The organism is Caballeronia sp. Sq4a (assembly GCF_023170545.1).
In the GTDB taxonomy this organism is placed as follows: Bacteria; Pseudomonadota; Gammaproteobacteria; order Burkholderiales; family Burkholderiaceae; genus Caballeronia.
Genome location: NZ_CP084250.1, coordinates 2,214,678 through 2,234,461 on the forward strand (window position 1 = coordinate 2,214,678; position 19,784 = coordinate 2,234,461).

Here is a 19,784-nt window from a genome sequence, read left to right on the forward strand (position 1 = left end):
CCTATGTATGGTTGGCGCCCCGAAGCATATTGCCGACGCGCCGGAAGACGGCGTACATCCACCTCGGCAGACGGTTCGCGCGAGCGCGCAAAGCAAGCGCTGCGCGCACGAACAAGCTGTTTTCATACGCGGCGAGTCTGGCGCGAAGGTGCTCCACCGATTCTCCCTGAGCGCCGCCGCCGACTGCTTCGAGAAGATACATTGGCAGCACGTTCCGACCGGCACGAACCGTCTTTGCCCGCAGAAGGTCGTGATAGTAGAACGCCAGACGGCGTTTCGCCGCTTCACCATGAATCATCGAGCTCGCGCGACGGCGATAGTAGAAATGCACGGCGTTCGTCACGAGGAACCGGCAACGGTTCATCACTGCGCGCATGTACATATCCCAATCCTCATAGGCGCTCAGCGACTCGTCGTACGGATAGGCGCGAAAGGCTTCGATTCTTCCAAAGATGCATGCGGTCGAAAACCGGTTGACGAGAAACCCCGACGCCCGCGCTTCACCGACAAACGTCATGCACTGCGGCCATGCCGTCAACGAAGGATCGGACACATCCGTGTCGTCGAAATAGGCCGTTTGTGGGACTACGAACGACATGTCCGGATTGCGTCGAAGCCCTTGCACCGCGATAGAAATGAAGCGCGGATCGATCAGATCATCGGCATCCAGCGTCAGCGCGAACGCTCCGCGAGCATGACTCAGCGCGATGTTACGAGTGGCAGCCAGTCCGCCGTTTTGCCGCGACTGTATCACGCGGATACGCGCGTCTCCGCGCTTGGCGAGCTTTGTTACGGTTTCGCGGCTGGCGGGATCGGTGGACGCGTCATCGACCACGATGACTTCGATGTTCGTATGAGTCGACGCCAGCGCGCTCTCGACAGTACGCTCGAGGTAATCGCCGAGGTTGTAGTGCGGGACCAGCACGCTCACGAGCAAGGGGTCGTGCGTGTCGGCGCCGGCACCGGCGTGACCGGCGGTCTGCGGCGGAACCGGCGTCCGGGCGGTTGCCGTTGCATGGGCAACGGCGACCGGCGTGCCCGTGGCGAATAGGCGGCTCAGCGTTTGAGACAAGTCTCCCGGCGATCCATCGAACTTGGTGCAATTCACGCCATCTCGCCACGGCGATTCATCCGAGAACGCCGGATTGGCACCGTTCACGACACAGACCGCGCCCGCGAGCGACGCTTCGTAGGCAGCCAGGCAGAACGATTCGAACGTGCCTGGAAACACACAGACCGAATCGCGAATGATCGCCTGTCGCATCGACGAGTCCGTACCGGAGTCGAAAGCGAAACGCGCAAGAAGATCGGGCGGCACGAGGCCCCTTATTTCGTCGAAATAGGCGGCGTCCGGTGCCATCGCCGTCAGATGCACGACACCGCGATACTCCGGCGTCGCGCGCAGAAAGTCGCAGCAGCCACGCACGAATACGTCGGGACGCTTGATGCGCTGGATCTTGGAGGAAAATACGATCGCGGTGGTAGGACCCGGAGCAACCGACGACGACACCGGCGTCCCGCTATCGAGCACGACGGGCGGAGGATCGATTGCGAGTCGCGGAAGCCACGCCGCATCATCGAAGTCGAAGAAGGACTGCATAGCGCGCGCCGTGCCCTCGACCTGGCCGATGACGAGATCGCAATCGGCCAGCGCCTTCCGCTCGAGGTCATACAGAATAAGCGATGCCAGGTCGACAGGCTTCGCCTCCATCGCACTCAGCATGCTGTCCGACGTATGCAGGCGCACCGCGAGCGTCGTATCGCGGAATGCCAGCCCGAGACGCTTTTCCTGCACCGAAGCGAACGCCACGGCGCCCCAGTCGGGGAACTCGACATAGCCAAGCGGACCTTCGTCGCGTTCCAGGCGCTTCAGCGCCTGCATGGCGCGAACCGATTCGGCATGCAGCCGGTGTGTCGTGTAGTGATCGACGCGCGGATAGGCCAGTTCGCCATCCTGCTGCACATAAGTCTCGGGCGACGCATTGACGAGCCGCACGGCGGGAAACCGCGCTTCGAAAGCGGCGGCGTCGAGCGGCTCTCCGAGAAAGACGACCGCGCGCGGGCCGGCGGCGTCACCATGCATATCGGATGCGTCCAGCATGTTGGCCAATGCCCGGCCGATACCGCCCGGCGTGAACGGAAACAGTTCGCGGGTGACGAAGACGCTCAACCCCGGCATACGGGCCCTGACGTGCGCGGTTTCATGGCTTCTCCTGTCTCCTGGGACGCCGAGCATGGAAAGCCGCTGCGCCCGCTCGCCGACGACGAGATTGCGCGGGACTTCGCGAGCCCTTCGGGTACGAAGTGTAACGATGCAGCTTCAAACCCGCCGTACATCCTTGACCGTGCCGTGTTCCAGTTCGACGATCACGTTGCACAAGTCGCGGATGATGTTTTCGTTGTGCGACGCCAGCACGAGTATGTCCGCCTTTCCGACGAACTCGTGCATGTGCTTTTCGGCTTTCTGAACGAACGAAGCGTCACCGACGGAGAGCCATTCGTCCATCAGCAGAATGTCTGCATGGACGCTTGTGACGATGGCGAATGCGAGCCGCAGCACCATACCGCTCGAATACGTGCGCACCGGCATGTTGAGGTAGTTGCCGAGTTCGGAGAATTCGGCGATCGCGGGCGTAAGCCGCGTCATCTCGGCCTTCGATGCGCCGAGAATCAATCCGCGCAGAACGATGTTCTCGTATCCGGTCGCCTCGTAGTCGAGGCCAAGCGTCAGGTCCAGCAGGCTCGTCACCCGGCCTTCGGAGAAGAACGAACCCGCGCTCGGTTCGTAGATGCCGGCAAGCAGGCGCAGGAGCGTGGTTTTCCCCGCCCCGTTGTGCCCGACGAGGCCCACACGGTCGCCCGCCGCAACGTCGAGGCTGACGTCGCGCAAAGCTTCGACGACGGTGAGCTTGCGGCTATCTGCGGCGATTCGACCGCCCGTTGCAGCCGACAAGACCATTTGCTTCAGTGACCGATTGCCTGCGCCATAGACCGGCAGATTCAGACTGCAGTTTTCGAGTTTGAGAAATGCCATGACCTAGATCCAGAACGCGATGCGAGAACGGAAGCGAATGAAAAGCGGAATGGCGATCGCGTAAAGAATCAGGGTCGTGATGCCCGCGCCGATATAAACCTTGGGATTGAGCCCCGCGCCGTACATCGGCCCGCGCACGAGTTCGACGAACATGTAGAGCGGGTTGAAATCCACGACATAGGCGCGATGACCGAGCGCCGACGGCTTCCAGAAAATCGGCGTGAGAAAGAACGCCAGTTGCACGACGCTGCCGACGATCGGCTGCATGTCGCGAAAACGCGCGCAGAAAATGCCGAGAATGATGTTGAGCGGGATCGCGGCAAGCACGATGATGAGGAGCCCGGGAATCGCCATGAGCCATTCGAGCCGCGGGGCGAGCTTCAGGTACAGCAGCACCGGGACGTACGCGAGGATGTTGTGCGCGAAGAAGAGCACGTTGCGATAGACGGTGCGGTAAACATGCAGCGTGATGGGCAGGCGCACCGACCGCACGATGCTGTCCGAGCCGATGAACACCATGCAGCCGTCGAGAATCAACGTCGAAATGAGACCCCACGTGATGATGCCAAGCGCGAGGTAAGGCACGAACTCCACCATGCTGATATTGAGCAGCGCGCCGTAGAGGGGGCCCATGCCGGCGATGGTGACGACCATCGTGAGCGTGATCCAGAACGGCCCGAGAACCGAGCGCCGGTAGCGCTGGCGGATATCCTGCCAAGCAAGCGTGGACCAGATCGGGTAGGCGTGAATGCCATCAAGCACGTCGCGCGAGGCGAGGACCGCTTTCGTCTCGCCGCCTCGCACCGTAAGTTGTCGTTGCATTGTAAAGATAGACCCTTGTAATTCCGGATGGCGGTTCCGCCATCAGGCCATGGTAGCTCGGAGCGCAGCGAGTAAGCGGCGCAAATTGTCCGCGCTGAACACAACGGCGCGTGCCGCGCCGTGTGGCCAGTTCGCCCGAAAAGGCGGCTGGCCGCGATATCGAGGCCGTATTGTAATAGTCGAGACCCCGAACTTCCAACGTGAGCAGCCGCTTGCCTTGCACGGTCATCCGACCGCCGGTACGCGACCCGGGTTCATCCGCGTTACTTCTCGAAGCAACTTTTGCCGTCTCGGCGCACGCCTGAGGTCCGATATAATCTTCGATCCGTCCGAAAAACGAGCGGGAAAGACGGCACGGCGCTCGCCGGCCGCACGCCGCCCTCAGCCCGAATGACGCTACCCACTTCGCGCGGCACGCCGCCGTCCCTGCAGAGCACCGATACCGCGCACGAACACGCTTCTGGCGTCGCGACGGATGCCGAGCGCATCGCGACGCTCGAAGCGACGGTCGCGGACCTGCAGCGCCGGCTCGCGTCGTCCAGGCGTGCCTCTTCGGCGAACGAGGACGATCAGAAAAGCATTGCGCTGCTCGAAGCGGAACTGACCGCCCTGCGCACGTCCATGTCGTGGCGTGCCACGGCACCGCTGCGCGCGGCGTCGGTCCGGGCGCAGCAGGTGAACCGGTCGTTCGAGTCGGCTATGCGCGCCGTGCGCATGCGCGGCGGCCTGCGTTCCGCGCTCGCGCACTACTATGCGATCTTCCGCAAGGAAGGCATCGACGGCATCGTGCGGCGCGGCCGCCGCATCCTCGCGAGCGAACAGTTCGACAACAGCCCGGAAGCGTACGCGCGCTGGATCGCGCAGCACGACACCATCGACGATGCGAAGCGCGTCGCTTTGCGCGCACGGGCCGGCGCGCTGCCGAAGCAGCCGCTCATTTCCGTTCTCGTGCCGACGTACAACAGCGATGTCACGTTGCTTCGCGGGATGATCGAATCGGTGCAGGCGCAGATCTATCCGCATTGGGAACTCTGCATCGCCGACGACGCTTCCACACGGCCGGAAGTCATCGCGACGCTGCGCGAGTATGCGTCGAGCGATGAACGCATCAAGCTCGCGCTGCGGGAGCGGAACGGCCACATTTCCGAAGCGAGCAATAGTGCGCTTGCGCTCGCGAGCGGCGAATACGTCGCCTTGCTCGATCACGACGACTTGCTGCCCGAGCACGCGCTGTTCATGGTCGCGCAGGCGATCAACGCGCATTCGACCGCGCGCCTCTTTTACAGCGACGAAGACAAGCTCTCCCCGGAAGGCCAGCGCACCGAACCGTACTTCAAGAGCGACTGGAATCCCGAACTTTTCCTCGTGCAGAACCTGTTCTCGCATTTGGGCGTGTACGAAACGGCGCTCGTGCGGCAGGCGGGCGGATTTCGCAAAGGTTTCGAAGGCAGCCAGGACCATGATCTGGCGCTGCGGTGCGTGGCGATTGCGGGTCAGGCAGCAGTGCACCACATCCCGCATGTGCTCTATCACTGGCGCATCGTTCCCGGCAGCACGGCGGGCGCCGGCACGGAGAAGCCTTACGCGCTCACGGCAGGCCTTCGCGCGGTCGAGGAACATTTCGCGCGCGCCGGCGTGCGTGCAACGGTCGGACAACTCGCGAGCGATATCGGCATTCTGCGCGTGCGGTATGCGCTACCCTCGCCTGCGCCGCTCGTGTCCATCGTGATACCGACACGCGACGGCGTCGACTTGCTGCGCCAATGCATCCAGAGCATTTTTGCCAAGAGCTCGTATCCGAACTTCGAGATCATCGTGGTCGACAACGGCAGCGTGAAACCCGAGACGCTCGACTATTTCGAGACGTTGCAGGCAAGGCCCGCCGTGCGCGTCGTGCGCGACAACCGCCCGTTCAACTTCTCGGCGCTCAACAACGCGGCCGTGGCGCTCGCGCAAGGCGAATTCGTCTGCCTGCTCAACAACGATATCGAAGTCATCACGCCGGACTGGCTCGAGGAAATGGTGTCCATCGCCGCGCAACCCGGCAACGGGGCCGTCGGCGCGTGTCTCTGGTATCCGAACGACACATTGCAGCATGGCGGCGTCGTGCTCGGTCTCGGCGGCGTGGCCGGTCATATGCACTACAAGATGCGGCGCGGGCTCTTCGGCTATTTCGGACGAGCCGTCGCCACGCAGAATCTTTCCGTCGTGACAGCCGCATGCCTCGTCATTCGCAAGTCGGTCTACGAAGAAGTCGGCGGGCTCGACGAAGACTTCGCCGTCGCATTCAACGACGTCGACTTCTGCATTCGCGTGCGCGAAGCAGGCTACCGCAATGTGTGGACGCCGCATGCCGAGCTCTACCACCACGAATCGGCCACGCGCGGCTCCGACATGGCGCCCGAGAAATTTCAGCGCTTCCAGCGCGAAGTGCGCCTCATGGAGAGCCGCTGGGGCCACATGCTGTCGCGCGATCCCGCCTACAACCCGAATCTCTCGCTCGACACCGCGAAGCACCCTTTCGCGCTTGCCGACGAGCCGCGCCTCGCGCAGTTCGATTGAAAAGCGGTCTGCCCGGGCCGCGGAGAGCGGCTCCTCAGCGGCTCCTCAGCGGCCCCATGCGTCCGACCAGACCGTGCCAGAGGCCGCGGAACGCCATTTTGACGTGAGTGGCGCCGTCGGGCGTGAAGCACGCATAGATCAGGATGCGCACCGGCAGCTTGATGAGCTCGGTGGACTTCCACGTCCACGGCACATAGCCGCGCTTGAGTAACGCGACGGCATTCCTGAAGAGATAATAGTGGCGCACGGCGCTGTGCATCGGATAGTTACGCCCGAACGCGCGGATCGGCTCATCGCCCAGTTCGTGACGCATGCCGATCCAGGGCACGCCTAGGACGCGAAATCCGCGCGACTTCGCGCGTATGCACCACTCGGTATCGACGAAATCGATGAAAAGGGAGTCGTCCATCGGGCCGATGTCACGCCAGCACGCGAGATTCACGCACGAGCCGGATGTGATGAGAAAGTCGACGTCGATCGGCACGTCGCCGTCCGGGATCACGCGTTGGAGACGGAAATAGCCAAAGCGAACGAACGGGGCGAGCCCGCGCAGGCGCGCGTCTTCATAGGCCGGTCCGACGAGCGCGACCGGCTCGCCGCGCGCGATGGCCGCTTGCGCGACGTCGGCCAATCCGGTGATCAGTTGGAGCGTGGAATCGCTATCCTGATCGAACAGCATGGCGATCCGAAAGCCATCTGCAATCAGCGATTCGATGCCGACATTCAGCGCCGTGGCGATCCCGAGGTTCTCGTGATTCGGCAAGTAGACGATAGACGCGTCGAGCTGCGCGCCGATGCGCGCGCTAGCTTCGCGTCCCGGCGTGTTGTCCACGACGACGCAGCGGCACCATTGCGCAAGCCGATTCGCTCGCTCGATACAACCGGCGTCCGGGTTATAGAACACGACCACGGCCCCGAGCAGCGCCAGTCGCGGATCGGCGCGCGCGGCGTTCGACGGCGCCTTCAATTCGACGCCAGGCAAAGGCGCAGCGCGTCCCGCCAATCCGGCGGCACGAGTCCGAACGCACGCGTCAGCCGGGAGCCGTCCAGCCGGGAATTCTCGGGGCGTCGCGCGGGCGTGGGATAGTCGGAAGACGGGATGGGAACGACCCGCGGCGGCGTCGGCAGCCCCGACTCCTCGAATATCGCTTGCGCGAATCCTGCCCACGAGGTGGAATCGCGCGCAGTCAGGTGATAGAGACCGCCCTTCTCCCGCGCCCACTCGGACCACGCAAGCCGGCTGCCGACAGCCTGCGCGATGATCAATGCCGTCAGCGACGCGATCGTGGCCGACCACGTCGGCGCGCCACACTGATCGGCGACGATGCGCAACTCGTCGCGTTCGCGTGCGAGTTTCAGCATCGTCAACAGGAAATTGCGGCCCCGCTGGCCGTACACCCAGCTCGTCCGGAAGATCAGATGCGCCGCGCCCGAAGCGGTGACGGCCTCTTCGCCCGCCAGCTTGGTGGCGCCGTACACGTTCTGCGGGTTGGTGGCGTCGGTCTCACAGTACGCTTCGGCTTTCCTGCCGTCGAACACGTAATCGGTCGAGTAGTGAACGAGGAGCGCGCCGAGCCGCTTCGCTTCTTCGGCAAGCACGGCGGGACCTTCCGCGTTGATCGCCCGCGCAGCCGCCGGCTCGGCTTCGGCTCGGTCGACTGCTGTGTAGGCGGCAGGATTGACGATCACGTCGGGCAGCACTGCGTCGACACAGGCGCGGATGCTCGCGGGACTGGCAAGATCGAGCGCGTCGCGATCCGCGGCGACGATGCGGCCGAGACCCTGCAACGCGCGGCGCAATTCGAAACCGACTTGTCCGTTGACGCCGGTGACGAGAATGGTGCGATTGACTGCTTCCGTCATGAGATGTCCAAATGCGCCGGGCGCGTCTTTCAGGCGAAGACTTCGGCTTCTTCGAGGCGCTTGCCGGCCGCGTCCTTGGCCGCGAGAACGGGTTCAAAGTCGATCGGCCATTCGATGCCGATAGCCGGATCGTTCCACACGATGCTGCGCTCGTGCGCCTGATACCAGTAATCCGTCGTCTTGTAGAGGAACTGTGCCGTCTCCGACAGCACGACGAAACCGTGTGCGAAGCCGGGCGGCACCCACAGCTGCCGATGATTCCTCTCCGAGAGTGTCACGCCGACCCACTTCCCGAAATTGGACGAACTCTTGCGGATATCGACCGCGACATCGAAGACTTCGCCTTCGACCACGCGCACGAGCTTGCCCTGTGCATGCTCGATCTGATAGTGCAGCCCGCGCAGCACGCCTTTCGCCGAACGCGAGTGGTTGTCCTGCACGAACTCGACGCCCGCTTGCACATGCTCGGCGAAATCCCGCGCGTTGAAGCTCTCGTAAAAGAAGCCGCGCGCGTCGCCGAATACTCTCGGCTCGATTATCTTGACTTCGGGCAGCGCGGTAGCGGTTACCTGGATGGCCATGCGACTTGGTCCTTCGGAAGATTGAGCAGATATTGACCGTACGCGTTCTTCGAGAGCGGCTTCGCCAACGCGAGCAGTTGCTCGTCGTCGATCCATTGCTTGCGATACGCTATTTCCTCAGGACAGGCCACGACGAGTCCCTGCCGTCTCTGCAGCGTCGCGATGAAAGTAGCCGCCTCGATCAGCGAATCGTGCGTGCCCGTGTCGAGCCACGCGTATCCACGTCCCATGATCTCTACGTTCAGCTTCTTCTGCTGAAGATAGCGCGAGTTGACATCCGTGATTTCTAGTTCGCCGCGCGCGGACGGCTTGATGTCCGCAGCGATGTCGCAGACCTGGTTGTCGTAGAAATAAAGACCCGTCACCGCGTAGTTGGAACGGGGCTTCAGAGGCTTCTCTTCGATTGACAGCGCTCGAAAGCTTTGATCGAACTCCACGACGCCGTAGCGCTCGGGGTCATGCACGTGATACGCAAACACGGTGGCGCAGTCTGTACGCGCGTCGGAACTGGCCAACTGCTTGGCGAGATCGTGACCGTAGAAAATGTTGTCGCCGAGAATGAGCGCGGAAGGATCGTTGCCCACGAACTCCTTGCCGATGATGAAAGCCTGCGCCAGTCCGTCAGGCGAAGGCTGCACGGCATACTGAATGTTCATGCCCCACTGGCTGCCGTCGCCGAGCATCGATTCGAAGCGCGGCGTGTCCTGCGGCGTCGAAATCACGAGGACATCGCGAATGCCCGCAATCATCAACGTTGACAGCGGATAGTAGATCATCGGCTTGTCGTACACGGGCAGCAACTGCTTCGAAACAGCATGCGTGATCGGATAGAGCCGCGTGCCGGATCCGCCGGCCAGAATAATGCCTTTGCGCGCCATGTCCCGCTCCTTACGCCCGCTGCGCGTAGTTGGTCTCGACCCACTTCCGGTATTCGCCCGAAGCCACTTCGTCCGCCCATTCTTGGTTGTCTAGATACCACTGAACGGTCTTGGCGAGGCCCGTCTCGAACGTTTCGGCCGGCTTCCAGCCGAGCTCGCGCTCGAGCTTGCGCGCGTCGATGGCGTAGCGGCGATCGTGTCCCGGGCGATCGGTCACATACGTGATCTGATCGCGATAGGAACCGTTCGTCCTGGGCTTCTTCTCGTCGAGCAGATCGCAGAGCGTGTGAACGACTTCCAGATTCTTCTTCTCGTTCCAGCCGCCGACGTTATATGTCTCGCCAGGCTTGCCGTTGGCCAGCACTTCGCGGATGGCCGAGCAATGGTCGCCGACGTACAGCCAGTCGCGCACGTTCTGACCGTCGCCGTACACCGGCAGCGGCTTGCCCGCGAGCGCGTTCGCGATCATCAGCGGGATGAGCTTCTCGGGAAACTGATAGGGGCCGTAGTTGTTCGAGCAGTTCGTCGTGAGAACCGGCAGACCGTATGTATGGTGATAGGCGCGGACCAGATGATCGGAACCGGCTTTAGTCGCCGAATAGGGGCTATTCGGCGCATACGGCGTGGTTTCGGAGAATTGCGGATCGGTGGCGGAGAGCGAGCCGAAGACTTCGTCCGTTGATACGTGCAGGAAGCGAAACGCCTGCTTCTCGGCTTCAGGCAACGCGCTCCAGTACATGCGCGCGGCTTCGAGCAAGGTGAACGTGCCGACGACGTTCGTCTGCACGAAATCAGCCGGACCGTGAATCGAGCGGTCGACGTGACTTTCCGCCGCGAAATGCAGGATCGCGCGCGGCTTGTGCTTGGCGAGCAGTTCGTCCATTGCCGCGCGGTCGCAGATGTCGGCACGCGCGAACACATGGCGGGCGTCATCCTTGAGCGACTTCAGCGTGCCCAAGTTGCCGGCGTACGTCAGTTTGTCGACGTTGAGTACGGGCTCATCGGAGCCTCTCAGCCAGTCGAGAACAAAATTCGCGCCGATGAAACCGGCGCCGCCCGTCACGAGAATCATAAATGCCCTTTGGCTGCTTTCACTTGCGCGCCTGTCAAGGCACATGCATATCTGTAGAAAGATTTTGCTGACTCGACGCCGCGACGCGCCGAACGCGGAAACTGCGACCGATGGTAGGCGCGCGTCTTCGTTTTGATCAGCCGCCAATTATAAAGCCATGCACTGCAAAAACTACACGGCTAACAACTTGATACAGCTAGTCATTTACCTTCGCAGCAGTGCGGATCGGCACCACGCCTGATTGGAAGAGGCGACGCGCGCATCGCATTCTTCTAAACACCGGCATAATTTCTCGAATCGCATCTCAACCTGCTTCGGGCGCGCGCAGATCACAAGCGCGTCGCATTCCCGCACCGACCCAATGACCGACGCACTCTCCGCAAGCCTCGCGGTCTCGTCCGCCCCCCTCGTCTTTGGCGACCTCCAGGGCTGCTGCGACCCGTTCCAGCGCCTGCTGAAGAAGGCCGCGCCCGAACCCGACACGCCGCTTTGGTTCGCCGGCGACCTGATCAACCGCGGCCCGAAGTCGCTTGAAACCTTGCGCGAAGTCATCGCGCTAGGTCCGCGCGCGACCGTCGTGCTCGGCAATCACGATCTGAACTTGCTGTCCGTCGCCGCCGGCCTGCGCAAGCCGAAGAAAGGCGACACGCTCGACGACATTCTCGCCGCGCCCGACTGCGCCGATCTCATCGAATGGGTGCGGCACAAGCCGGTCGCGCATTTCGAGGACGGTGCGCTGATGGTTCACGCGGGCGTCTTGCCTCAGTGGGACGTCACGATGACGCTAGAACTCGCGCACGAGCTGGAAAGCGCACTGCGCGCGCCGAACTGGAAAGAGACACTGGCCGAACTCTACGGCAACGAGCCGCATCGCTGGGAAGATTCCCTGACGGGCATGGACCGGCTGCGCGTGATCTACAACGCGCTCACGCGCATCCGCTTTTGCACGGCGGAAGGCGCGATGGAGTTCGCCGGCAACGGCGACCCGGACACCGCGCCGCCCGGCTACATGCCCTGGTTCGACGTTCCGGGCCGCCGCACGCGGGACGTCACCATCGTCTTCGGACACTGGGCCGCGCTCGGCCTCATGATCCGCGACGACGTGCTGTGTCTCGATTCGGGCTGCGTGTGGGGCAACAAGCTCTCGGCGGTGCGGCTGACGAAAGATCCCGCGCAGCGCGTCGTCACGCAGGTGAGTTGTGCGATGAAGAAGTGATCGGCTGGGCCAACGGCGCTTCCACGACGACGGCCGGCGCACCGCGCATCCGCTCCAGCGCCGCCTGAACCGCCGCTTGCGCTTCGCTCGCGAGCAGCCGCCGGTCCGCGCCCGGCGCGAGCGCATCGCACACGTAGAGATGCGCGGTGATCGGCCCGCCGCGCAAGAGCGCATCGAGCGAATCGCTGAGCGACATATCGCCGATATACGCGGGCGCGGTCGTCTGCAAGCCGCGCGCGTCCTCGTACATCAGGCAGATGGGCTGCACGGGACTCGACGCCGACACCGCCGCCTGAAACATGTTCGCGTGGAACGGCAGCAGCGAAACGCCGTCGCTCGTCGTGCCTTCGGGGAACACGCACATCATCTCGCCCGCGACGAGCCGGTCCGCCAGCTCATGCATGATGCGCTTCGCGTCGCTGCGCTTCTCGCGCTGCACGAACACGGTGCCGAGCTGTTGCGCGAGCCAGCCGACCACCGGCCACTGGCGAATCTCGGCTTTCGATACGAACGGCGTCGGCCGCCACGCGTTGATCACGCAAATATCGATCCACGACACATGATTGCCGACGACGAGCACGCCCGCATCGAGCCGCGCTTCGTCGTTATGCACGACGAGCTTCATGCCCGCGAGCCGCAGCATCTTCAGCGACCACGCGCGGTTCATCGCCATGCGCTCGCTTGCGGCGGCGCCGGGAAAACGCCGCGCCACGATCCATGCGCCGTGCAGCAAATGAGCAGCGAGGCGCAGCTTGCGCAACATCAACTTCATGAATCAGCGGCTTTCGTAAGCGAGATGGCCGCCGACGATGGTCGCGCGCACGCGAGCCGGCAGTTCGTAGCCCAGGAACGGCGAATTGCGGCCCTGGCTCTTGAGCTTGCGCGGATCGACGCGCCACGAAGCACCCGCATCGAAGACGCAGAGATCGGCGAGCGCGCCTGCGGCGATGCGCCCCGCCGGCAGCTTCAGCACATCGGCGGGCGCGGACGTGATGCGCGCGAGCGCCTTCGCGAGCGGCAGGTTCGCTTCGCGCGCCCACTTCACCGTCAGCGAGAGCAGCAGTTCCAGTCCGGTCGCGCCCGGCGTCGCTTCGGCGAAGGGCAGGAGCTTCTCGTCGTCGTCGAGCGGCGTGTGATCCGAGCAGATCGCGTCGATCGTGCCGTCGTCCAGACCCGCGCGAATCGCTTCGCGGTCGCGTTGCTGGCGCAGCGGCGGATCGAGGCGGAATTGCGAATCGAAATAGCCGATGTCCACATCCGTCAAATGCACGTGGTTGATCGTGACGTCGCACGTAACGGCGAGGCCTTCGGCTTTGGCCGCGCGCACGAGCGCCACGCCCGCCGCCGACGACACGTGCGACAGATGCACGCGCGCGCCGGTCACGCGCATCAGTTCGAAAATGGTATGCAGCGCGATGGTTTCCGCCGACACCGGCACGCCCGACAGCCCGAGCCGCGACGCCACCGCGCCGCTTGCCGCCACGCCGCCCTTCGCCATGAACGCGTCCTGCGGGCGCAGCCACACGGTATAGCCGTAAGTGGTCGCGTATTGCAGCGCGCGCAGCAGCGTGCGGGTATCGACAATCGGGTTGTCCGCCTGCGAGAAGCCGATGCAGCCGGCCTCCGTCAGTTCAACCATCTCGGTGATGCTCTCGCCTTTCAGCCCGACGGTCAGCGCGCCGAGCGGATACACGTGCGCCTGATGCAGCTTCTGCGCGCGGAACTTGAGCATTTCGACGAGGCCCGGTTCGTCGAGCGTCGGATCGGTGTCGGGCGGACAGACGAGGCTCGTCACGCCGCCCGCCATCGCGGCGGCCATTTCGGATTCGAGCGTCGCCTTGTGCTCGAAGCCCGGCTCGCGCAGACGCGCCGATAGATCGACGAAGCCCGGCGCGATATGCAAGCCGTTCGCGTCGATGATCTTGGCCGCGCTGAAATCGGCGGGCGCCTCGCCGATCGCGACGATGCGTCCGGCCGCGATGAAGACGTCGTTACGCGTTTCGGTGCCTGCGGCCGGATCGATGATGGTGCCGCCTTGAATCTGGATCTTCATGTCGTTCTGATTAGTCGCTGTTGCCGGCCACAATGCCCATCACCGCCATGCGCACGGCGATGCCGAAGGTCACCTGATTCAGGATGACCGACTGCGGCCCGTCGGCCACTTGCGAATCGATTTCCACGCCACGGTTCATCGGGCCCGGGTGCATCACGATGGCATCCGGCGCGGCCAGCGCAAGACGCTCGGGCGTGAGGCCCCAGCTCTTGAAGTACTCCTGCGCGGACGGCAAAAGCGCGCCGCTCATGCGCTCGTTTTGCAGCCGCAGCATGATGATGACGTCCACGCCCTTCAGACCTTCGTCGAGGTTGTGGTAGACGTGCACGCCCATCTGGTCGAGGTTGCTCGGCAACAGCGTGCGCGGGCCGATGGCGCGCACTTCCGGCACGCCCAACGTCGTGAGCGCATGAATGTCCGAGCGTGCGACGCGCGAATGCAGAATGTCGCCGACAATCGCCACGCGCAGCTTCGTGAAGTCGCGCTTGTAGTGGCGAATGGTGTACATGTCGAGCAGGCCCTGCGTCGGATGCGCGTGACGGCCATCGCCCGCGTTGATCACGTGCACGTGCGGCGCGCAATGCTCGGCGATCAGATACGGCGCCCCGCTCGACGCATGACGCACGACGAACATGTCCGCGTGCATCGCGGAGAGATTGTTGATGGTGTCGAGCAGCGACTCGCCCTTGCTCGTCGACGACGCGTTGATGTTCAGATTCAGCACGTCCGCCGAAAGGCGCTTGGCCGCGATCTCGAACGTGGTGCGCGTGCGCGTCGAATTCTCGAAGAACAGGTTGAATACCGACTTGCCGCGCAGAAGCGGCACCTTCTTGACTTCGCGATCGGTGACGCTCACGAACTGCTCGGCGGTATCGAGAATATGCGTGACGATGCTGCGCGGCAGGCCCTCGATGGTCAACAAGTGCTTCAGCTCGCCGTTTTTGGTGAGCTGCGGGTTGCCTTTGAGAAAGCCGTAGCGGAAGGTGTCGCTGGTCGTGTCAGCTTGCTGCGCGCCCGGTTCGGCTGCGCTCTGCGTGGCGGTGTTCATGGTGATCCAGGCGTTGCTTTGAAAAAAGGCGTGAGACGCGTGCCGCTTGGGCGTGGGACGCGTGCCGCTTGGGCGTCAGTGCGTGCGCGGCTCGGTCGTGAAGCCGAAGGTGCCGTCGTCGCGGCGCGCGAGGACGAGGTCTTCGTTCGCCGCGACGTCCACCATGCCGCCGGTGAAGCGCGCCGCGATCGGCATTTCGCGTCCGCCGCGGTCGGCGAGCACGGCAAAGTCGATCGAAGCGGGACGGCCGTAATCGTAGAGTTCGTTGATCGCCGCGCGCACGGTGCGGCCGGTGGAAAGCACGTCGTCGATCAGCAGAATGCGGCGGCCTTCGACTGCGAACGGCAACGAAGTCGGGCTCGCCTGACTGTGCAGGCCCTTTTTCGCGTAGTCGTCGCGATGCAGCGCCACGTTCACCACGCCGAAATGCGGCGCGCCGAGGTCTTTCGCGAGCCGCTCGGCCAGCCACGCGCCGCCGCTGTAGATGCCCGCGAGCGCCACGCCGTCTGCTGCCGCGAGCGACGCGCCGTAGGCCGCGCGAATCTGTTCGACGAGCGCGCGATACAGCGCCTCTGCGTCAATGGAACTCATGATCGTCGGGAAGTCCGTCGAGATATTGTTGGAGGATGACGCGGGCGGCTTCGGCGTCGATGCCGTCGAAGCGGCCGCGCGCATTCGGGCGCACGCCGCGCTCGCGCAAGTCGGCTTTCGCATCGACGGACGAATATCGCTCGTCCACCCACTGCACCGGCACGTTGAAACGGCCGTTCACCTGATTGCCGAAGCGTTTCGCAAGCGCGCTCATTTCGTGCGGCGTGCCGTCCGGATGCATCGGCATGCCGACGACCACGGCGTCCGGCTTCCACTCTTGCAAGAGCTTGCCGACTTCCTGAAAGCGATAGTCGCGGTCGCGGTTTTCGAGCACGGCGAGCGCGCGAGCGTTGCGCGTCAACGTATTGCCGACGGCGACACCGATGCGCTTTTCGCCATAATCGAATGCCAGCAGCGTGGCTTCGCGGCTCATGCGTGCCCTGCTTCGCCGGAAAGCATGGAGCGCGACACGCCGAGCAGCGACAGCGCCGCTTCTAGACGGTCCTCGGCGGGCACATCGAAAATGATGCGCGAATCCGCTTCCACGGTGAGCCAGCCGTTCTTCGAGATCTCTTCTTCGAGCTGCCCCGCGCCCCAGCCCGCGTGGCCGAGCGTCAGCAGGAAACGCTCGGGGCCCTTGCCGCTCGCGACCGCTTCCAGCACGTCTTTCGACGTGGTCATGGCAAGGCCGCCGGGCACGCTCATGGACGAGCTATACGGTTCGCCCTCGCCCGCTTCGTGCAGGACAAAGCCGCGCTCCGTCTGCACCGGACCGCCGTAATACACGGGCAAGTGAACGAGCGGCTCGATTTCGAGCTTGAGGTCGATGCGGTTGAAAAGCGATTGCAGGTCGATGTCGGTCGGCCTGTTGATGACGAGACCCAGCGCACCGCGATCGGTGTGATCGCAAAGGTAGACCACCGTTCCGGAAAACGTCGGATCGACCATGGAGGGCATGGCGATCAGGAACTGGTTCGTCAAATTGATGCGATCGGAAGTCTTGGACATAATTCAGGATTTTAACAAAGGCGCTGCGAGATGGCCGACTTCGATGTGGGGCTGGTCTGGTTTCGGCGGGACCTGCGCGCGGCAGACAATGCTGCACTCTATCATGCGCTTACACGGTGCCGTCGCGTGCTGTGCGCGTTCGTTTTCGACCGCGAAATCCTCGCTCCGCTCGCTAAAAACGACCGTCGCGTGCCCTTTATTCATGCGAGCGTGGTCGAGCTGGACCGCACGCTTCGGGCGGCCGGCGGCGCGCTGCTGGTGCGGCACGCCATGCCGCTCGACGCGATTCCCGCGCTCGCCCGCGAGTGCGGCGCGAACGCCGTGTTCGTGAACCGCGACTACGAGCCGTCCGCGAAGGCGCGCGACGAAGCAGTCGCGCAAAGGCTCGCGGGCGCGAACATCGCGTTTTTCGAGTTCAAGGATCAGGCGATCTTCGACCGCGACGACGTGCTGACGGGCAGCGCCAAGCCGTACACGGTCTTCACGCCGTACAAGCGCAAGTGGCTCGAAACCCTCACGCCCGACGCGTTGCAGCCTTATGCGTCAGAAGACAATCTGCACGCGCTCGGCAAGCCGCCCGCGCAGGCGGATCAGGGCATTCCGTCGCTCGCCGCCCTCGGTTTCGCCGATGCAGAAGGCCCCGCGTTCCCGGCAGGCACCGTCGGCGCGTACGCGCTTTTCGACGACTTCCGCGACCGCATGACGGATTACGACCGCACGCGCGACTTCCCGGCAGTCAAAGGCCCGAGCTACATGGGCGTGCATCTGCGGCACGGCACGGTGTCGATCCGCGCGCTCGCCCGCGTCGCGCACGACGCGCAGCGCCACGGCGACCGCGGCGCGCAAACGTGGCTTTCGGAGCTCATCTGGCGCGACTTTTACTTCGCGGTGCTGCACCATTTCCCGCGCGTCGGCATGCCGGGCGATCATCGCGCGTTCAAGCCGGAGTACGACCGCATTCAATGGGAAACGGGCGAGGCGGCCGACGCGGATTTCGCCGCGTGGTGCGCTGGACAAACCGGCTATCCGCTCGTGGATGCCGCCATGCGCCAACTCAACACCTCGGGCTACATGCACAACCGGCTGCGCATGGTGACGGCGAGTTTCCTGACGAAGGATCTCGGCATCGACTGGCGGCGCGGCGAGGCGTATTTCGAGGCGCAACTGAACGACTTCGAGCTTTCGTCGAATAGCGGCGGCTGGCAGTGGGCCGCGTCCAGCGGATGCGACGCGCAGCCGTACTTCCGCATCTTCAATCCGGTCACGCAGTCGCAGAAATTCGATGCCGCGGGCAAGTTCATCCGCCACTATGTGCCGGAGCTGGCGGCGCTGTCCGACCGCGACATTCATGCGCCGTGGCTCGCGAAACCCGACGCGCTGAAGGCCGCGAAAATCGCGTTGGGCGCGGATTATCCGCCGCCGATCGTCGATCACGACGCCGCGCGCAAGCGAACACTGCTGCGTTACGACGTCGTGCGCGGGCCGGCCAAGCGGGCGTCGTCCCCAGACGAGGACGACGACGACGCTATCGCGTGACGGCCGGAGGACGCTCGATCATTGCGGTCAGCGCCGCAATAGACGCGCGTCCTTCCGACGGCGCGATGCCCGCCGCCGCCTGATGCAGCATCGAGCGCAGCGTTTGGGCGGCGCGTTCGGGAATGGAGGCGTCCAAGCCGCGAGCATCGCTCTCGGCCGCGCCCTCACCCTGATGCGCGACGCGCCGCCAGGCGAGACCGAGCGTATCGGCGAGCAGCGAGACGTGCCCGAGCCCGAGCGCGCACGCCGCCGCGCCCAGCCGATGCGACGCGTTCGCCGCGTGCAGCGCGGCGGCGGAATCGACGGTGCCGGTTTCGCTCGCCTGCGTGCCCCGCTCGACGAGCCCTTCGATGGACGCCTCCGCGCTTTGCAGAAAGTCTTCGTACGCAGCGGCGTTCACGCGCAGCACGCCCAGATCGCGCGTGACGGCCTCGCGCGTGCTTTCTTCGCTTGCCTGCGCCGCGCCCTGCTCCCACGCGGCTTCGGACGCGGGCGTCGCCGCCACGTGCCACGCCACGGTCAGGCCGTAGTCGCGCAATACGTCGACGTGTTCGGCGTCTTCAGGCGTCGCGCCGTAGAGCGCGAAGTCGCGCCATAGCAACGCGAGCGTCGCGCGCACGAGCGAACGCGGCGCGAACGTCGACGCGTGGGCCTGATCCGCCAGCACGAGGTTGAAGCGGGCGTAAAGGCGCTTGGCGTCCGCATAGCTGGAAAGGTCCGCGTGACGGCCGGCCCGCTCGCGCAGCGCCCGCACCGTGGACGACGCGAGCCTCCAGAAGTCGTACGGATCCGGGCCGGTGAGCTCGGCGAGACAGGCATCGAGCCGCGAGAACGTTTCGTCGATGTCGGCTTGCGGCTGGTCGGCGCCCGCGCGCAGCAACGCGAGCAGCGCCGCCTCGTAATGCGCCCGGACCCGCGCGAGCCTTTCCGGCGCGACGCCGCGCAGCGTCGACGGCGCAATGGCGCGTCCGGCGAGCGCGAGGTCGTCGTAGGAAACCGGCGCGATGCGCGTATGCACGGCCAGAAGCGCGTGCAGCCCGCGATAGTGATCGAAGAGTTCCGTCGAACACGAAAGTTCGCGCAGGTTATGGCGCTCGACGGCCGCGCGGAACGCGGACATGGCGAGCGCGATGCGGTCGTGCGTGCCCTCCGATTCGTCGCCGAGCGGCGCGACGAGCGCGAGCGCCTCGGCGAAACGTTGCGCGGGCAGCCATCCGGCCGAATGCAGCGCGGCAATCGCGCGCTTGAGCGCGGGCGCGATCTCGCCCTGCCGCTGGAACGCGTGCATGGCGTCCGTGAGCGCCATTTCGGCGAGCCGGACTGAGCCGCCGCGCGGGTTCGGCAAGGCTTCGATCGGAACGGGAAGGTCGGGACGAGATGTCATAACGGGCGCTCACAAGCCAGAAACGCGCGTGGCGACGCCGCCTCGACGCGCGGTTGAACTGCATTATCGACGAGCGCGGCGGTCATGCGCCGCCGGGCCTGTCGTGCTCAAAGCGTATGCCTTTTACGAGCGCAGG

Annotated in this window: 18 protein-coding genes; 3 read left to right on the plus strand and 15 right to left on the minus strand. The window is 64.4% G+C overall.

The genetic code is table 11. The features are described 5' to 3' along the window. Window position 1 precedes the first annotated feature (1 nt). The 3 genes from LDZ24_RS10500 to LDZ24_RS10510 all read right to left on the minus strand — a co-directional run bounded on the left by LDZ24_RS10500 (window position 2) and on the right by LDZ24_RS10510 (window position 3,856). A complete protein-coding gene (locus tag LDZ24_RS10500; protein WP_248320400.1) occupies window positions 2-2,179 on the minus strand; it encodes a glycosyltransferase in 2,178 nt (725 codons plus the stop codon). A 141-nt stretch (window positions 2,180-2,320) separates the two neighbouring features. Then, entirely contained in the window at window positions 2,321-3,034 is a 714-nt protein-coding gene (locus LDZ24_RS10505; RefSeq protein ID WP_248320401.1) for an ABC transporter ATP-binding protein, read from the minus strand. 3 nt (window positions 3,035-3,037) lie between these two features. Further along, on the minus strand, window positions 3,038-3,856 hold the full coding sequence (locus tag LDZ24_RS10510; protein WP_248320402.1) for an ABC transporter permease: 819 nt from the start codon (window positions 3,854-3,856) through the stop codon (window positions 3,038-3,040). 390 nt (window positions 3,857-4,246) lie between these two features. Between LDZ24_RS10510 and LDZ24_RS10515 the strand changes: the two genes are divergently transcribed. Next, window positions 4,247-6,418 (plus strand): glycosyltransferase, encoded by a 2,172-nt coding sequence (locus tag LDZ24_RS10515; RefSeq protein WP_371747343.1) that lies wholly within the window; start codon window positions 4,247-4,249, stop codon window positions 6,416-6,418. A 34-nt stretch (window positions 6,419-6,452) separates the two neighbouring features. Here the strand turns inward: LDZ24_RS10515 and LDZ24_RS10520 are convergent, their stop codons facing one another. From LDZ24_RS10520 to rfbB, 5 genes are read right to left on the minus strand one after another with little or no spacing between them, the layout of a single operon-like run. After that, entirely contained in the window at window positions 6,453-7,328 is an 876-nt protein-coding gene (locus LDZ24_RS10520; protein ID WP_248322338.1) for a glycosyltransferase family 2 protein, read from the minus strand. A gap of 53 nt (window positions 7,329-7,381) precedes the next feature. Beyond that, window positions 7,382-8,281 (minus strand): dTDP-4-dehydrorhamnose reductase, encoded by a 900-nt coding sequence (gene rfbD / locus LDZ24_RS10525; RefSeq protein ID WP_248320403.1) that lies wholly within the window; start codon window positions 8,279-8,281, stop codon window positions 7,382-7,384. Between the two features lie 29 nt (window positions 8,282-8,310). Next, window positions 8,311-8,862, minus strand: a complete 552-nt coding sequence (gene rfbC / locus LDZ24_RS10530) for a dTDP-4-dehydrorhamnose 3,5-epimerase (RefSeq protein WP_248320404.1) — start codon at window positions 8,860-8,862, stop codon at window positions 8,311-8,313. After that, window positions 8,847-9,740: a glucose-1-phosphate thymidylyltransferase RfbA gene (gene rfbA / locus LDZ24_RS10535; protein WP_248320405.1), complete on the minus strand. Its 894-nt coding sequence runs from the start codon at window positions 9,738-9,740 to the stop codon at window positions 8,847-8,849. The genes rfbC and rfbA overlap by 16 nt, the downstream gene beginning before the upstream one ends. A 10-nt stretch (window positions 9,741-9,750) precedes the next feature. After that, complete coding sequence (gene rfbB, locus LDZ24_RS10540; RefSeq protein ID WP_248320406.1) at window positions 9,751-10,812, minus strand: dTDP-glucose 4,6-dehydratase; 1,062 nt, start codon at window positions 10,810-10,812, stop codon at window positions 9,751-9,753. A 361-nt stretch (window positions 10,813-11,173) separates the two neighbouring features. On the opposite strand from rfbB, the gene LDZ24_RS10545 reads away from it, so the two are divergent. Further along, window positions 11,174-12,028: a symmetrical bis(5'-nucleosyl)-tetraphosphatase gene (locus LDZ24_RS10545; protein WP_248320407.1), complete on the plus strand. Its 855-nt coding sequence runs from the start codon at window positions 11,174-11,176 to the stop codon at window positions 12,026-12,028. Here LDZ24_RS10545 and LDZ24_RS10550 read toward each other — a convergent pair. From LDZ24_RS10550 to LDZ24_RS10575, 6 genes are all read right to left on the minus strand, one after another. Further along, on the minus strand, window positions 11,997-12,800 hold the full coding sequence (locus LDZ24_RS10550; RefSeq protein ID WP_248320408.1) for a 1-acyl-sn-glycerol-3-phosphate acyltransferase: 804 nt from the start codon (window positions 12,798-12,800) through the stop codon (window positions 11,997-11,999). The genes LDZ24_RS10545 and LDZ24_RS10550 overlap by 32 nt on opposite strands. Before the next feature lie 3 nt (window positions 12,801-12,803). Beyond that, a complete protein-coding gene (locus LDZ24_RS10555; protein WP_248320409.1) occupies window positions 12,804-14,081 on the minus strand; it encodes a dihydroorotase in 1,278 nt (425 codons plus the stop codon). 10 nt (window positions 14,082-14,091) lie between these two features. Then, complete coding sequence (locus tag LDZ24_RS10560; RefSeq protein WP_248320410.1) at window positions 14,092-15,129, minus strand: aspartate carbamoyltransferase catalytic subunit; 1,038 nt, start codon at window positions 15,127-15,129, stop codon at window positions 14,092-14,094. A 75-nt stretch (window positions 15,130-15,204) separates the two neighbouring features. After that, window positions 15,205-15,720 (minus strand): bifunctional pyr operon transcriptional regulator/uracil phosphoribosyltransferase PyrR, encoded by a 516-nt coding sequence (pyrR, locus tag LDZ24_RS10565; RefSeq protein ID WP_248320411.1) that lies wholly within the window; start codon window positions 15,718-15,720, stop codon window positions 15,205-15,207. After that, complete coding sequence (gene ruvX / locus LDZ24_RS10570; protein WP_175944790.1) at window positions 15,707-16,153, minus strand: Holliday junction resolvase RuvX; 447 nt, start codon at window positions 16,151-16,153, stop codon at window positions 15,707-15,709. The genes pyrR and ruvX overlap by 14 nt, the downstream gene beginning before the upstream one ends. Next, window positions 16,150-16,728, minus strand: coding sequence for a YqgE/AlgH family protein (locus tag LDZ24_RS10575; protein WP_175944792.1), 579 nt, complete (start codon window positions 16,726-16,728; stop codon window positions 16,150-16,152). Before LDZ24_RS10575 ends, ruvX begins: the two co-directional genes overlap by 4 nt. A 30-nt stretch (window positions 16,729-16,758) precedes the next feature. Between LDZ24_RS10575 and LDZ24_RS10580 the strand changes: the two genes are divergently transcribed. Next, complete coding sequence (locus LDZ24_RS10580; RefSeq protein WP_248320412.1) at window positions 16,759-18,264, plus strand: deoxyribodipyrimidine photo-lyase; 1,506 nt, start codon at window positions 16,759-16,761, stop codon at window positions 18,262-18,264. On the opposite strand, the gene LDZ24_RS10585 is transcribed toward LDZ24_RS10580, so the two are convergent. Next, a complete protein-coding gene (locus tag LDZ24_RS10585) occupies window positions 18,254-19,648 on the minus strand; it encodes a hypothetical protein (protein ID WP_248320413.1) in 1,395 nt (464 codons plus the stop codon). The genes LDZ24_RS10580 and LDZ24_RS10585 overlap by 11 nt on opposite strands. Between the last annotated feature and the right edge of the window lie 136 nt (window positions 19,649-19,784).

Bases quoted from the DNA above. Each gene is read 5' to 3' on its own strand.
- LDZ24_RS10515 (WP_371747343.1), top strand. From the start codon at position 4,247: ATGACGCTACCCACTTCGCGCGGCACGCCGCCGTCCCTGCAGAGCACC.
- LDZ24_RS10550 (WP_248320408.1), bottom strand. From the start codon at position 12,800: ATGAAGTTGATGTTGCGCAAGCTGCGCCTCGCTGCTCATTTGCTGCAC.
- rfbA (WP_248320405.1), bottom strand. From the start codon at position 9,740: ATGGCGCGCAAAGGCATTATTCTGGCCGGCGGATCCGGCACGCGGCTC.
- LDZ24_RS10585 (WP_248320413.1), bottom strand. From the start codon at position 19,648: ATGACATCTCGTCCCGACCTTCCCGTTCCGATCGAAGCCTTGCCGAAC.
- rfbD (WP_248320403.1), bottom strand. From the start codon at position 8,281: ATGACGGAAGCAGTCAATCGCACCATTCTCGTCACCGGCGTCAACGGA.
- pyrR (WP_248320411.1), bottom strand. From the start codon at position 15,720: ATGAGTTCCATTGACGCAGAGGCGCTGTATCGCGCGCTCGTCGAACAG.
- LDZ24_RS10575 (WP_175944792.1), bottom strand. From the start codon at position 16,728: ATGTCCAAGACTTCCGATCGCATCAATTTGACGAACCAGTTCCTGATC.
- LDZ24_RS10545 (WP_248320407.1), top strand. From the start codon at position 11,174: ATGACCGACGCACTCTCCGCAAGCCTCGCGGTCTCGTCCGCCCCCCTC.
- rfbB (WP_248320406.1), bottom strand. From the start codon at position 10,812: ATGATTCTCGTGACGGGCGGCGCCGGTTTCATCGGCGCGAATTTTGTT.
- LDZ24_RS10555 (WP_248320409.1), bottom strand. From the start codon at position 14,081: ATGAAGATCCAGATTCAAGGCGGCACCATCATCGATCCGGCCGCAGGC.
- LDZ24_RS10500 (WP_248320400.1), bottom strand. From the start codon at position 2,179: ATGCCGGGGTTGAGCGTCTTCGTCACCCGCGAACTGTTTCCGTTCACG.
- rfbC (WP_248320404.1), bottom strand. From the start codon at position 8,862: ATGGCCATCCAGGTAACCGCTACCGCGCTGCCCGAAGTCAAGATAATC.
- LDZ24_RS10560 (WP_248320410.1), bottom strand. From the start codon at position 15,129: ATGAACACCGCCACGCAGAGCGCAGCCGAACCGGGCGCGCAGCAAGCT.
- ruvX (WP_175944790.1), bottom strand. From the start codon at position 16,153: ATGAGCCGCGAAGCCACGCTGCTGGCATTCGATTATGGCGAAAAGCGC.
- LDZ24_RS10580 (WP_248320412.1), top strand. From the start codon at position 16,759: ATGGCCGACTTCGATGTGGGGCTGGTCTGGTTTCGGCGGGACCTGCGC.
- LDZ24_RS10505 (WP_248320401.1), bottom strand. From the start codon at position 3,034: ATGGCATTTCTCAAACTCGAAAACTGCAGTCTGAATCTGCCGGTCTAT.
- LDZ24_RS10510 (WP_248320402.1), bottom strand. From the start codon at position 3,856: ATGCAACGACAACTTACGGTGCGAGGCGGCGAGACGAAAGCGGTCCTC.